This window comes from Streptomyces sp. NPDC030296 (genome assembly GCF_055572815.1).
Window position 1 is genome coordinate 68,271 of sequence record NZ_JBVICQ010000021.1, and the last position, 13,892, is coordinate 82,162.

The 13,892-nt window shown below is 72.9% G+C and carries 8 protein-coding genes; 5 read left to right on the top strand and 3 right to left on the bottom strand.

All coding sequences use genetic code 11. From position 1 onward, the window contains the following. Positions 1–4: 4 nt before the first annotated feature. Positions 5–775, top strand: a complete 771-nt coding sequence (locus tag ACZ4Z3_RS38500) for a calcium-binding protein (protein ID WP_468505410.1) — start codon at positions 5–7, stop codon at positions 773–775. 140 nt (positions 776–915) lie between these two features. Beyond that, on the top strand, positions 916–4,497 hold the full coding sequence (locus tag ACZ4Z3_RS38505; protein ID WP_468505411.1) for an AfsR/SARP family transcriptional regulator: 3,582 nt from the start codon (positions 916–918) through the stop codon (positions 4,495–4,497). 33 nt (positions 4,498–4,530) lie between these two features. On the opposite strand, the gene ACZ4Z3_RS38510 is transcribed toward ACZ4Z3_RS38505, so the two are convergent. Both ACZ4Z3_RS38510 and ACZ4Z3_RS38515 read right to left on the bottom strand, forming a co-directional pair. After that, positions 4,531–6,447: a sigma-70 family RNA polymerase sigma factor gene (locus ACZ4Z3_RS38510; RefSeq protein ID WP_468505412.1), complete on the bottom strand. Its 1,917-nt coding sequence runs from the start codon at positions 6,445–6,447 to the stop codon at positions 4,531–4,533. A 295-nt stretch (positions 6,448–6,742) separates the two neighbouring features. Beyond that, positions 6,743–7,528 carry a TetR/AcrR family transcriptional regulator gene (locus tag ACZ4Z3_RS38515; RefSeq protein ID WP_468505413.1) on the bottom strand — a complete coding sequence of 262 codons (786 nt, stop codon included), beginning with the start codon at positions 7,526–7,528 and terminating at the stop codon, positions 6,743–6,745. A gap of 390 nt (positions 7,529–7,918) precedes the next feature. Here ACZ4Z3_RS38515 and ACZ4Z3_RS38520 point away from each other — a divergent pair, with 390 nt between their 5' ends. Together ACZ4Z3_RS38520 and ACZ4Z3_RS38525 are read left to right on the top strand one after the other, a co-directional pair. Then, a complete protein-coding gene (locus tag ACZ4Z3_RS38520; RefSeq protein ID WP_468505414.1) occupies positions 7,919–9,286 on the top strand; it encodes an NAD(P)/FAD-dependent oxidoreductase in 1,368 nt (455 codons plus the stop codon). Between the two features lie 322 nt (positions 9,287–9,608). Continuing rightward, positions 9,609–11,291, top strand: coding sequence for an ATP-binding SpoIIE family protein phosphatase (locus tag ACZ4Z3_RS38525; RefSeq protein WP_468505415.1), 1,683 nt, complete (start codon positions 9,609–9,611; stop codon positions 11,289–11,291). A 219-nt stretch (positions 11,292–11,510) separates the two neighbouring features. Here ACZ4Z3_RS38525 and ACZ4Z3_RS38530 read toward each other — a convergent pair whose 3' ends face one another. Next, positions 11,511–12,812 carry an MFS transporter gene (locus tag ACZ4Z3_RS38530; protein ID WP_468505420.1) on the bottom strand — a complete coding sequence of 434 codons (1,302 nt, stop codon included), beginning with the start codon at positions 12,810–12,812 and terminating at the stop codon, positions 11,511–11,513. 142 nt (positions 12,813–12,954) lie between these two features. On the opposite strand from ACZ4Z3_RS38530, the gene ACZ4Z3_RS38535 reads away from it, so the two are divergent. Beyond that, positions 12,955–13,512: a MarR family winged helix-turn-helix transcriptional regulator gene (locus ACZ4Z3_RS38535; protein WP_159769566.1), complete on the top strand. Its 558-nt coding sequence runs from the start codon at positions 12,955–12,957 to the stop codon at positions 13,510–13,512. Positions 13,513–13,892 lie beyond the last annotated feature (380 nt).

A 13,892-nucleotide genomic window follows, 5' to 3' on the forward strand; every position in this document is an offset into this window, starting at 1 on the left:
AACCATGCGTACACGTACGGCCGCGGCCGCCGTCCTCGGCACCTCGGTGCTGCTCCCGCTGCTCGCTCCCGCCGCCGCCCACGCGGACACCGCGAAGGGCGACACGGTCTTCACCTCGGTGAACTTCAACAAGAAGACGTTCAACGTGGGCGTCCGCACGGCCCAGACGGTCACGGTCGCCGCCACGGCCAAGGACGGGTCGGGCATGCGGGGCATCCTCGGAGCCAAGCTGGTCAGCTCCGACGACAAGATCATCCACGCCTACGCCGCCGACTGCACCCGGCCCACCTCCACCACCATGAAGTGCGTCTTCAGGTTCACCCTCGACCCCGACCGCTCCGACTACTACGGGCTCAGGAACAGCTCGGCCGGCACCTGGCGCTTCACCGCCGAGGCCGTCGCCAAGGACAGCGACTTCTACGACCTGGAGACCAGCGCCAGGATCCAGGTGAAGCGGCTCGCCAGGCTCGCCACCACCCAGGCGGGCCCCGAGCCCCTGGCCAAGGGCGCCAAGCTCACCGTCACCGGCGCGCTGACCCGGGCCGACTGGAACACCAACGCCTACACCGCCCACGCCGGCCGGTCCGTGGCCCTCCAGTTCAAGAGGTCCGGCACCTCCACGTACACCACGGTCAAGACGGTCACCTCCGACGCCGGCGGCAAGCTCCGCGCCACGGTCACCGCCTCCGCGTCCGGCACCTGGCGCTGGAAGTCCACCTCGACGTCCACGACGAGCGGGGCGACGGCGTACGGGGACACCGTGACGGTGCGCTGACGCGGACGCCGACGGGGGCGCTGACGCGGACGGGGCGCTGACGCGGACGCGGACGGGGGCGGGGCGGTGAAGGCGGGTGAGGGCTCGGTGGGGGCCGAGAAACCCTCCCCGCCCTCGCCCGCCCCGGCGACAATGATCCGGTGCGCTACGCGATCCTGGGGCCGGCCCGTGCCGAGAACGACGAGGGCACCCCCGTCCCGCTCGGCGGCCCCCGGATCCGCGCACTCCTCACCGCCCTGGCGCTCCGCGCCGACCGTCCCGTCCCCGTGGCCACGCTCGTCGATGACATCTGGTCGGCCACCCCGCCCGAGGACGCCCCCGCCGCCCTCCAAGCCCTCGTCGCCCGTCTGCGCCGAGCCCTCGGCCGGCACACGATCACCTCGGAACCGGGCGCCTACCGCCTGGCCACCGCACCCGCCACGGTCGACCTCTTCGCCTTCGAGCACCTCCTGAGGGACGCCAAGGCGGCCCTCGCCCAGGACGACCCGGCCACCGCCGCCAGCACCCTCCGCGAGGCCCTGGCCCTCTGGCGCGGCCCGGCCCTGGCCGACCTCCCCGACCGCACCGCCGCCGCCCGCCCCGAGGCCCTGCGCGCGGAGGCGACCCGCGCCCGCGTCGAGGCGGACCTCCGCCTCGGTCGCGCCCCCGACCTCGTACCGGAACTCCGGGAACTCACCGGGACACACCCCTACGACGAGCCCCTGCACGCCCTGTTGATCCGCGCCCTGCACGAGGCGGGCCGCACGGCGGAGGCCCTGGCGGCCTACGAGGCCGTACGCCGGGCGCTGCGGGACACCCTGGGCACGGACCCCGGCCGGGACCTGCGCGCCCTGCACGCGCTCCTGCTCGACCCGGAGGCGGGCCACCCCTCGTCGAACGGCTCCCACCCCGGCCCCTCACCTGGCCCCGGCCCCGCAAGCGGCCACCCCGGCACCGGGCACCCCACGACTCCGCGGCCCACGACTCCGCACCCCCCGCCCCCATCCCCGTACCTCCCGACCCCGGTCTCCTCCGCCCCGCGCCCCCGCACCGGCAACCTCCGCCCCCGCCTGACCTCCTTCGTGGGCCGGGAGCGCGAACTGGACGCCATCCGCTCCGACCTGCGTGGGACCCGCCTCGTCACCCTCACCGGCCCCGGCGGCTCCGGGAAGACCCGCCTCGCCGAGGAGGCCGCCACCGCCCACCCCCGGCCCTGGCTGGCGGAACTCGCCCCGCTCGACCGGCCGGAGGCGGTGCCGGGCGCGGTGGTCAGCGCCCTCGGACTGCGCGAGACGGCCCTGATCACCCATGAGCCGGCGGCGGCGCAGGACGACCCGGTCGCCCTCCTGGTGGAGCACTGCGCCCAGCACGACCTGCTCCTGATCCTCGACAACTGCGAACACGTGATCGAGGCCGCGGCGGACCTGGCGGAGACCCTCCTCACCCACTGCCCCGGCCTGACCATCCTCGCCACCAGCCGGGAACCCCTCGGCGTTCCGGGCGAGACCGTACGCCCGGTCGAGCCCCTCCTCCCGGCCCCCGCCCACCATCTGTTCGCCGACCGGGCCGCCGCCGCGCGCCCCGACGCGGACACCGTGCTGCGGGCCGACGCGGAGGCGGTGGACGAGATCTGCCACCGCCTGGACGGCCTCCCGCTGGCCATCGAGCTGGCGGCCGCCCGGCTGCGCCTGCTCACCCCCCGCCAGATAGCCGACCGCCTGGACGACCGCTTCCGCCTCCTCACCTCGGGAAGCCGTACGGCCCTGCCGCGCCAGCAGACCCTGCGGGCCGTCGTCGACTGGTCCTGGGACCTGCTGGACGAGGCCGAGCGCACGATGCTGCGCGAGGTGTCGGTGTTCGCCGGCGGCTGGGACCTCGGGGCGGCGGAGGAGGTCTGCGTGAGCGGCGCCGCGGCGGCCGACCTGCTCGGCGCGCTGGTCGACAAGTCCCTGGTCGTCGCCACGCCGTACGAGCACGACCCCCGCGTGATGCGCTACCGCATGCTGGAGACGATCCACGAGTACGCCAGGGAACGCGCCGCCGAGACCCCCGCGCTCCGGACCGCCGCCGAGCTCCGCCACACCACCTGGGTCCGCGGTCTCCTTGCCGAGGCCGAGCCCCGGCTGCGCTCGGCCGAGCAGCTCCCCTGGATCCGCCGCCTGGAGACCGACCTGGACAACATCCGGGCCGCCCTCCACCGCGCGCTCACCACCGCCGACGAACCCACCGCCACCCACCTCGCCCTCTCCATGGGCTGGTTCTGGTGGCTCCGCAACTTCCGCCAGGAGGGCGCCCAGTGGGTGGACGGCATCCTCCGCCTGGGCGTCACCCTGGACGAAAGGGCCCGACACCACCGCCCCCGGCGGAGCGCGCCGCCCCGCGCGCCGAGCCACGACGATCCGACGGCCGACAAGACCCCGGCAACCGCCCCGCGGCGCCCACTCCCGGCCCTCACCTCCCGCACCCCCAGCCGCGAAGCGCTGGACGCCGGCGAAGCCCCCGCAACCCTCGAAGCTCCCGCAGCCCCCGCGACTCTCGAAGTCGAGGCGGCCGACCCCGTCGCCGCCTTCCTCACCGACCCGGCCCCCACCCGGCACCCCCGTCACCACCCCCGCATGGCCCTCCGGCTCCTCCACCTCGCCCTGATCGCGGAATCCGGCCCCATCGGCGTGCCGAACGACCCCCAGGCCCGCGCCTACATCACCCGCCTCAGGGCGCTGTCCGGTCACACCGGCCCGGCCGCCGCCCGCTTCCCCGGCCTGGTCTGGCCCCTCACCGCGTACATGCTGGACGGCACCGCCACGGTCGACATCCGCGCCATGATGGACGAGGCGGTCGCCAACTGCCGCGAGCACGGCGGCGACTGGGAACTCGGCTTCACCCTCATGCTCCGCACCCACATGCTCGTCGACTCCTCCGGCAACATGCTCGGCGTCGAGGACGACCTCACCGAACTCCGCGCCATAGCCGACCGGGTGGGCGACCGCTGGATGCGCGCCCAGGTGCGCAGCGCGGCGGGCGAGGCCGCGATGGCCCGCGGCCGCTTCGGCGAGGCGAAGGGCGCGTACGAGGAGGCGTTGCACCTCGCGTACGAGGTCGGCGCGAACGCCGAGTCACCGTTCCTGATCGCCCGCCTGGGCGAGATCGCCTACCGCTCCGGTGACCGCGAGGCGGCCCTGGCCGCACTGGACGAGGCCACGGCGGCGGCCGACCGCTTCGGCGTCCCGGACTCCCGCGCGTTCGTCAGTCTCCTGCGCGCCCATATGGCGCTGGACGACGGCGATCACGTCCAGGCCCGCGCGCTGTGGCGGTCGGCCCATGAGGAGACCCGTCGGGGCACGCCTCCGCCGCAGTTCAAGGCGTTCCTCGACCTGGTCGACGGGCTGGTGACGACCGCCGAGTCGGGCCCGGCGGCCGGATTGCGCAGGCTGACCGAGGCCCTGCGCACCGCGGTGGACAACCGCTGCGCGGAGACGGTGGTCGCGGCCCTGGCCGACAGCGCGGCGACCGTACTGTCCCGGCTGGGCGACCACGCCCGCGCCGTACGCCTCCTCGCCGCCGCGAACCGCTGGCGCGGCGACCACCCCTGCGCCCTCCCGGAACACGACGAGCACGAACGGACCCGGACCGCCGCGCTCACCGCCCTCGGCGGCCCCCGCCACGACGCCGAGGCCGACCGGGGCCGGAGCTACACCCCGCTCACGGCGCTCGCCGACCTGAGCGAATCGCTCGAAGCGCTCTGAACCCCCACGCTCTGAGCCTTGCGCTGTCCGCTCCTACTCGCAGCTGAACCGCGACTCCGCCCAGTCCGCCATGGTCGTCCCGTCGAAGTGGCTGTGCGGTTCGACGACGAGCCGGACCGTCCGGCGTCCGGTGATGTCCACCCGGACCGGAACCGCCGCGTCCCCGGCCTCGACCAGCCCCGACTTCCACAGTCGCACCCCGTCGCCGTAGACGGAGAAGTACACCTTGCCGTGGCCGAGCGTCATGTCGTCGATGCCGACGAGCGCGTCGTACCAGGCGCACCGGCGGTTGAGGTCGACGGTGACGGAGGAGCGGCCGTGGACGGTCACCCCGTGCGCGTACCGCTTCCGCGCGACCGAGACCCCGTAGCGCTGCCAGACCCAGCTGCTCTCACCGAGCCGCATCTCGGGCTCGGTGCCGTCGCCGAGGAGCCCGTACCGCAGTTCGTTCCACGGGTAGACGGCCGGGGGAGCGGGCGCGGGAGTGGGCGGGGGAGGCGGTGTGGGCGACGGCTTCGGCGGGGTCGGGGTCGGCGTGGGGGTCGGGGTGGGCGACGACTTCGCGGTCGGCGCGGGCGCCCCGGACGGCCTCGGGGTCGGTGTGGCTGCCGGGGTCGCCTTGGCCAGGGGTGCCATGGCCGGGGGCGCTCCGGGTGCGGGCTCCTCCGCCGGCGGGTTCGAGCGCGGTGGCTCGGGCGAGGACTCGGCGGCCTGGGTGGGGGGCGCTTCGGCGAGCGATTCCTTGTCCTCCATGGCCTCGTGGCCCGCCAGGGCGAGCGCCACCGCCGCGGCGACGATCCCGGCGACGCTCACCGCGATACCGGCCTTCGCGGGCGCGCCCAGCCCTTCCACCGCGGCCCCGCCGCCGGCCCCCGCTCCGCCGGAGCCCCCGCCCGCCGCCGACGCCGCGCCCGCGACCCCGGCCGCACCGGCGCCCGCGCCCCCGGCGACGATCGCGGCGGCCTTGGCGTACCCGGCGGCCCCGAACCACCCGATGACCGCGACCGGTACGACCGCGGGGATCCCGCCGGCGACCTCCTTGATCTGTCCGGCGGCCACCCGGCACGCGGCGCACTCCTCCAGGTGCTTGCGCAGGCCCCGCTCGGCGCGGGTCCGCAGGGTGCCGCGGGCGTACGCGCCGAGCCGGTCGGCGTAGCGTCCGCACTCCGCGGAGTTGCCGGCCAGGGAGGCGCTCACATGGGCCTGGAGATACGCCTGCTTGAGCCCTTCCCGGGCCCGGCTGGCGAGCACCCGGGTCCCGTTGGCGTCCAGGCCGAAGAGCACCGCCACCTCGCTCGGCGACTCGTCCTCGACCTCGGTGTGCCACAGCACGGCCTGCCAGCGCTCCGGCAGCGACCGGAAGGCCCGCATCGCCATCGACTGCTCGGCCTCGTGCATCGCCCGGACGTCCGCGCCGAGGTCGAGCGTGTCGCTGTCCGACGCCTTCGCGCCGCGGGCCGCCTGCGCCGCGAACACCGCGAAGTCGTCCACCAGTTGCTCACGCTTGGCGGAGGTCGTCCAGCTCGCGGCGACCCGCCGCACCGAGGTGAGCAGATAGGCGCGTACGGCGTGCTCGGGCCCGGCACCGCCGCGTACCGCCTGGAGCATGCGGGCGAAGACCTCGGCGGTCAGGTCGTCGGCGGTGTGGGCGTCCCGGCAGCAGGTGCGCGCGTAACGGCGCACGGCTTCGGCATGGCGCCGGTACAGCTCCTCGTACGCCGAGTCCCGGCCCGCCCGCATCCGCTCGATGAGGTCGGCGTCGGACCGCGCCCGGACGGCGTCACATTCCCGGGGCGGCGGCAGCACCCCCGAGTCGGACCAGTCCCCCCTGGCCGGAACCTCACCACGCCCGCCCTGGCCGGGCACCCGAGACGCGTCTTGCCGATCCCCCCGCGCCTCCGGAGATCCCCCGCCCGCACCCGGCGACTCGTGCCGCCCGTCCACACCCATCGCGGAAGCCCCCGCCGCCTGCCGACACAGTCCCGAACACCGAGTCACCCTGCCATATTGGCTTTTGTTCAGCCCTCGGCCTCAAGGGCATATCACCCGTCCGAGCGTCTCCCCAGCCCTCCGCGCGCGAGTTCACCCGTACGAGTGGTCGACCTCTGGTGACGAGAGCGGGAACGGCCACGGGAAGGGACAGCGGCAACGGGAAAGGCCGCGGCAACGGGAAAGGGCGGCGGGGGCGCGAGCCCCACACCGCCCTACGAGGTGGCGCACTTTCTGCGGCGCGCTACCCCCACCCTCAAGCCGGCCGGGACCGGAGCCCCTCCAGCAGGATGTCCAACAGCCGGGCCGAAGCCGCGGCCTGCTGCGCCGCGTCCGGCAGGGACGGTGCCGCCGTGGCGATCACGAGCAGCACGTCGGCCACGGTCACGTCCTCCCGCAGCTCACCCGCCGCCCGGGCCCGCTCCACCAACTGCCCCACGACCTCCAGTAGCGCCGAGGCCCCGGCGTCGTCGGCCGGCCCGGCACCCACCGGGGCCGGCGACGCGTCCGACGACACCAGCCGCAGCTCGGCCGTCGGCTGAACCCGCTGCTGAGGCACCCGGTGCTCGTCGGCGATCCCGCCGACACCCACCTCGGTCCCGTCCTCCGCGACCCCGACCCGCAGCACCTGCGGCGGCAGCAGCCGCCCGGCACCGGAGGCCACCGACGTCCGCAGGAAGCGCGACAGCGCCGACCACGGGTCCTCCTCCTGCCCGAGCGCCACCCGTGCCTGGTCGGTCAGCCGGGACGTCTCCTCCTCGGCTATGCGCCGGACCAGGACGTCCTTGCTCGGGAAGCGCCGGTACACCGTGCCCACACCGACCCGCGCACGGCGGGCCACATCCTCCATCGGCGCGCCGTACCCCAGCTCGCCGAAGACCTCGCGCGCCGCGCGCAGCACGTGCTCGAGGTTGCGCTGTGCGTCCACACGGAGCGGGGTCGACCTCGACCCGTCCCCGCGCCCGTTGCCGCCCGCCGTGCCGATCGCGCCGCTGGGCGCGAGAGCTGAGGCGGACGACCAATGAGAGTCCTGAATATGCATATGTGTTCCCCCGGTAATGACGTCTCCCCCCGGAGACTCTCCCCGTCATCGGAAGCCGGAGCGGCGGGACGAGCGTTCGTGGTCCTCCACGGTTCCGAGCCTGAACCCGGCCGAATCCCTTGAACGCATCCCCCATGCACCCCGTCGACACACGAACATAGTTGAGAGGGAGTCAATTCAGAAGGGGCACGTTCCGCACGGTGCGCCCCTCGATCGGAGTACGGGCGGTTTAGGTACTGTTTGCGCCCCCCGCTGCCACCCGGCTCACACCATCTGACCTGCGCACCTGCCGCTCACGCCGGTGAATCGGCCAACCCCGCGCCCACAGGGCGACCGGTCACACAAATTGCCGGGGCTGTGGACAAACCAGCGAGAGAGGTGCGTCATGGGATGGTGAAGGAACGGATGCGCATCCTCATCGTCGGCGGCGGCTACGTCGGGCTGTACACCGCGCTGCGCCTGCAGCGTCAGCTGAAGCGGGAACTGAGTAGCGGCGACATCGAGATCGTCGTAGTGTCCCCCGACCCATATATGACGTATCAACCCTTCCTTCCGGAGGCCGCGGCGGGCTCCATCTCGCCCCGCCATGTCGTGGTCCCGCTGCGTCGCGTCCTGAACCAGTGCAAGGTCGTCATCGGCGAGGCCACCGAGATCAACCACGCCAAGCGCGTCGCGACCCTCACCACCCTCGCCACCGAGGAGGAGGGTTCGAGCGCCGAGCAGTTGTCGTACGACGAGCTGGTTCTCGCGCCCGGCTCGATCTCGCGCACCCTGCCCGTCCCCGGTCTCGCCGACTTCGGCATCGGCTTCAAGACCGTCGAGGAGGCCATCGGCCTGCGCAACCACGTCATCGAGCAGATGGACATCGCCTCCTCCACCCGCGACCCCGCGATCCGCGACGCCGCCCTGACCTTCGTCTTCGTGGGCGGCGGCTACGCCGGCGTGGAGGCGCTCGGCGAACTGGAGGACATGGCCCGCTACACCGCGCGCTACTACCACAACGTCAAGCCCGAGGACATGAAGTGGATCCTCGTGGAGGCCTCCGACCGCATCCTCCCCGAGGTCGGCGAGGAGATGGGCCGCTACACGGTCACCGAACTGCGCCGCCGCAACATCGACGTACGCCTCCACACCCGCCTCGAATCCTGCGCCGACCGCGTCGCCGTCCTCAGCGACGGCGCCCGCTTCCCGACCCGTACGGTCGTCTGGACCGCCGGCGTCAAGCCGCACCCGATCCTCGCCGCCACCGACCTCCCGCTGAACGAGCGCGGGCGCCTGAAGTGCACCCCCGAGCTGTCCGTGGAGGGCGTCTCGCACGCGTGGGCCGCGGGTGACGCGGCCGCCGTCCCCGACATCACCGCGAGCGAACCGGGCAAGGAGACCGCCCCCAACGCCCAGCACGCCGTGCGCCAGGCCAGGACGCTCGGCGACAACATCGTCCGCTCGCTGCGCGGCCAGCCGCTGGAGGCGTACGCGCACAAGTACGTGGGCTCCGTGGCCTCCCTGGGACTGCACAAGGGCGTGGCGCACGTGTACGGCCGGAAGCTGAAGGGCTACCCAGCCTGGTTCATGCACCGCGTCTACCACCTCAGCCGGGTGCCGACCTTCAACCGCAAGGCCCGCGTCCTCGCCGAATGGACCCTCGCCGGCCTCTTCAAGCGAGAGATCGTCTCCCTCGGATCACTCGAACATCCCCGTGCCGAGTTCGAACTGGCTGCCGGTGGAAAGGCTCCTGAGGACCCGAAGGGGTCGTCCTGACCGGATCCAGGAACTCCACCGTTCAGGCCGACGTCTGACGGATGTCGGCCCGGTCGGACAGACTGGTCCGCGACATGATCCATGATCTCGGGCGGGGTCACCGTCCTGCCCGAGCAGGACCCGACGAAGCCCGCACGAAGCACCCCTGAGCACCCCGAAGTACCCACACGCCCGCACGACCAGGCGTCCCCCACCGCTGCACACCGGGGCCCACCCCCGGACCACCGGGGCCCACCCCCGGACCACCGGGGCCACCCCCGGAGCACCGGCCGGAACCGGAGCCGGCCACAGACAACACCACGAGGCACGAGGCAAGGATTCGGTGAACTTCACGCGCTGGAGCGCCCGGCTCCCCGGTACGCAGCGCCGCGCCGCAGCGCGGACCGAACACACGGTCACCCCGGACCGGCGGGGGGAGGGCGCCGTGCCCGCGGCCCGCGCCGAACGGCAGAGCGACGACCCACCGGACGACACCCCGCCCGTGCCCGCCGTCGACGACCTCCCCACCCGCGAGATCCTCGACCGCATCCCGGCCCTCGTCGCCCTCGTCCACGGCCACGACCACCGCACCGCCTACGTCAACGACGCCTATGTCGCGGCCTTCGGCGTACGCCCCCTCGGCGCACCGGCCCGCGAGGCCCTCCCGGAGCTGGACGCCCTCGGCCTGCTGCCCCTCCTCGACCAGGTGCTGCGCAGCTCCAAGCCCCGCACCGTCAAGTCCCGCAAGGCCCCCTCCGGCCGCTCGTACACGATCACCTGCACGCCGGTCGACGTCCCCGCGGGCACCGAGCCCGGTCCGGACGGCGAGGGCGGCGTCCTGATCTTCGCCGCCGACGTCACCGACCACGCCGAGGCCGCCGAACGCCTCCGCGCCAGCGAACGCCGCCAGCGGGAAACCGCCGTCACCCTCCAGCGCTCCCTCCTCCCCCAGGAACTGGAGGAGCCCGACGACCTGCGCATCGCCGCCGTCTACCACCCCGGCGGCACGGAGACCGCCGTCGGCGGCGACTGGTACGACGTCATCACCCTCGGCGGGGGCCGCACAGCCCTGGTCATCGGCGACGTCATGGGCCGGGGCGTACGCGCCGCGGCCGTCATGGGCCAACTCCGTACGGCCGTCCGCGCCTACGCCCGCCTCGACCTCCCCCCGCACGAGGTGCTCCAGCTCCTGGACGGCCTCGCCACGGAGATCGACGCCAACCAGATCGCCACCTGCGCCTACGCCGTCCACGACCCCAACGAGGGCCGCCTGGTCTACGCCTCCGCCGGCCACCTCCCGATCCTCGTCCGCGACGAGAACGGCACGGTCCAGCGCGCCGACGAGCCGATCGGCCCTCCCCTCGGCACCGGCGGCTGGATGCACGCCTCCGGCTCGATCCCCCTGTCCCCCGGCTCCACAGCCGTGCTCTACACGGACGGCCTGGTGGAACGCCGCAACGAGGACCTGGACGAGGGCATCGCCGCCCTGGAAAGAGCCCTGGCCGGCGCCACCGGAACGCCCCAGGTGATCTGCGACCGCCTGGTCCGCTCGACCGGCGTCACCGCCGACCATGACGACGATGTCGCCGTCCTCGTCCTCCAGCACCCGGCCCGCACCGGCCCCGACGGCGACCTCTTCCGCAACGCCGCCCTGGAACTCCTCGGCGGCATCGAAGCGGCCCCCCGAGCCAGAGCGTTCGCCTCCGGCGTCCTGACCAGCTGGCGGTTCCCGCCCGAACTCCACGACCTGGGCGTCCTCGCCGCCAGCGAACTCGTCGCCAACTCCCTCCAGCACGGCACCCCGCCCATGCGGCTGCGGCTGCGCCGCACCGACCGCCGCCTGATCGTCGAGGTCACCGACGGCAACGACCACCTACCGCGCCGCCGCCGAGCCGAACCCGGCGACGAATCCGGCCGAGGGATCGCCATCATCGCCACGATCGCCTCCAACTGGGGCAGCCGCCGCACCCCGGGAGGCGGCAAGACGGTCTGGTGCGAATTCGCCCTACCGCGGTCCACGCCGTAGGGGGTGGGGCCGGGGGTTCGTGGGCGACTGCGGGTGGGTTGGGGGTTGCTCGCGCAGTTCCCCGCGCCCCTGGAAAGCAGGAGCCTGCTGCCCCGTGCTTTTCCGATGAAGGGCGGGTCGCAGGCCCGTCCCTTCAGGGGCGCGGGGGAACTGCGCGAGCAACCACGATGAACCCGCACCCGCCAACAACAGGCGCACCCCCGAGCGACAAGGCGACTGTCAGGCCCGAGCCACCGCGGACTCGACCCCCGCCCCACCCCGAGCAACCACCCGACTCTTCCCAACCCCGGGCAGATCCTGCACCCCCGTAAGCACCCGCCCCAACCGAACCGCAAGCCCCACGATCCCCAGCGAGAACAACAGGAACACCACCACATACGCCGCATGCCACGACGCCCCCATGGGCCCACCCACGGCCGGCCCCACAGCCAACGCCAACTGCTTCACCAGCGCGAACGCGGAGTTGTACTGCCCCGCCATCCCCTCCGGCGCCAGATCCGCCACCAGCGGAGCCACCGTCGGCGACAACATCGCCTCACCCAGCCCGAACAACGCGTACGTGGACACGAACGCCGCCGTGGCCATCGTCTGGCTCACCTGCCCGAGCCCCGCGACGCCGGCGACACCCCACGCCACGGCCCAGATCAGCCCGACAGCCGCGATCACCCGAGACCGCCGACGCCGCTCCACGAACCGCAGCACGACGAACTGCGCCACCACGATCACCGCGGTGTTCGCCGCCAACGCCGTACCGAGCGCGGACGTCGATATCCCGGCCGCCTCGACCCCGTACGCACTGAGCCCCGACTCGAACTGCCCGTAACAGGCGAAGAAGAGCACGAACGCCAGCACACTCAGCTGCACCATGGCCCGATCGCCGAGCAACTGCTTCCAGCTCTCCTTGGCAGACCCCGCCGCCCTTGTCGTCCCGGCAGCCCCTGCCGACACGGCCGCGCCGCTCGCCGCCCGAGGCATCCGCACCGTCGCCATCACAGCGACGAGCAGCAGGAACATCGCCGCCTGTATGGAGAACAGCAAGGTGAAGGACCCCGCGCGCGACGGATCCACGAGATGCCCGCCTATGAGCCCACCGACGCCGAGCCCCAGGTTCTGGAGGAAGAACTGCGTCGCGAAGGCCCGTGACCGCGTCTCCGCACCGGAGCAGTCGACGATCATCGTCGCCAGCGCCGGCTGCATCACGGCCTGCCCGGCCCCGAGCGCGGCCGCGGACAGCAGCACGGTCGTCGCACCGGCGGCCAGCCCGAGGCTCATCGACCCGACGGCAGCGGTGACCAGGGCGGCGAGCAGCACCGGAAGCGGACCGCGCCTGACTATGGCCCGTCCGGCGAACGGCAGCACCAGCAGCGCGGCCACGGCGAAGATCGCGAGCACGAGCCCCGCCGTCGTCGCACCGAGACCCCGCACCTGCGCCACATAGACGTACAGATACGGGACGGTGAAGCCGAGTCCGAACGCGCCGAGCGCGTTGCCCACATGAATCCGACGCATCGCTGCGCCCATCCCCCTGGTCACGTTCACCTGCCTAGGTAGAAGAAGCCCCCACCAAGCGTTAGAGGTGAAGACTTCGAATCTAAAACTTCGAAGCTAAACACTACACCTCGAAGGACTTCGACGCCAAGCGACGGCGTGCCATACTGCGGCCATGGGTGACACCCCGGGCAGCAACGGCACCGCCGAGCCGACCCTCGAAGAGCAGATCGCCGCGTATCAGCGCGAGTTCCAGGGCCTCGACCCCCAGGTCGAGAAGATCGTCTCGGCGCTCTCCCGCCTCAACCGCCGGATGAACGTCGCCTACGGCCGCCAGACCGCCGCGCTCGGCATCAGCAACGCGGAGTGGGAGGTCCTCAAGGCCCTCGTCCTCTCCGGCGCCCCGTACCGCATGGGCCCGAGTGACCTCGCGAAGCGGCTCGGTCTCACCCCGGCGGCCATGACCCACCGAATCGACCGCATGGTCACCGAGGGCCTGGTGACCAGGGAGCGCGACGAGACCAACCGGGTCCGCGTCATCGTGGAGCTGACCCCCGACGGCCGGGAGAAGTGGCTGGAGGCCATGCGCCTCGCCTCGGTCTTCGAGGAGGACCTCCTCCAGGACCTCTCTCCCCTGGAGCGCACAGTCCTCGGCGAGGTCCTGACCCGACTGTTGCGCCGCGTCGAGGACGCCCAGCCGGACGCCGGCGGCCGACTCACCGACCTCGACTGAGGCCGTACGCTTGACGGGCGCCCAAGGTTTGACCACGGGCCACCGAGGGGATGCTTGACAGTCCACCCGCAGATCCGTAGAGTTCTTCGGGTTGCCGCGGAGCCGTAACGGTTCTGCGACAGCACCTCCGCCGCAGAAGCGGCACCAAACCAAACCAGTGCGATCTCCCAACCGGGATGAATTCGGCGTGCCCGAATTCAATTCGATTTGGGTTCGACAGGCCCGATTGGGAACTGCCGAGCAGATCCGCTAAGGTTTGGGACGTCGGAACGGCCCAACAGCCGTGAAGACAACTCCCGCTGACTGGGAATCAGGCCCGAAAGGATCTGATAGAGTCGGAACCGCCGGAAAGGGAAACGCGAAAGCGAGAACCTGGAAAG

What these genes read in the sequence shown, in the direction of transcription:
- ACZ4Z3_RS38520 (WP_468505414.1), top strand. Translation starts at nt 7,919, where the DNA reads ATGGTGAAGGAACGGATGCGCATCCTCATCGTCGGCGGCGGCTACGTC.
- ACZ4Z3_RS38515 (WP_468505413.1), bottom strand. Translation starts at nt 7,528, where the DNA reads ATGCATATTCAGGACTCTCATTGGTCGTCCGCCTCAGCTCTCGCGCCC.
- ACZ4Z3_RS38535 (WP_159769566.1), top strand. Translation starts at nt 12,955, where the DNA reads ATGGGTGACACCCCGGGCAGCAACGGCACCGCCGAGCCGACCCTCGAA.
- ACZ4Z3_RS38500 (WP_468505410.1), top strand. Translation starts at nt 5, where the DNA reads ATGCGTACACGTACGGCCGCGGCCGCCGTCCTCGGCACCTCGGTGCTG.
- ACZ4Z3_RS38530 (WP_468505420.1), bottom strand. Translation starts at nt 12,812, where the DNA reads ATGGGCGCAGCGATGCGTCGGATTCATGTGGGCAACGCGCTCGGCGCG.
- ACZ4Z3_RS38510 (WP_468505412.1), bottom strand. Translation starts at nt 6,447, where the DNA reads ATGGGTGTGGACGGGCGGCACGAGTCGCCGGGTGCGGGCGGGGGATCT.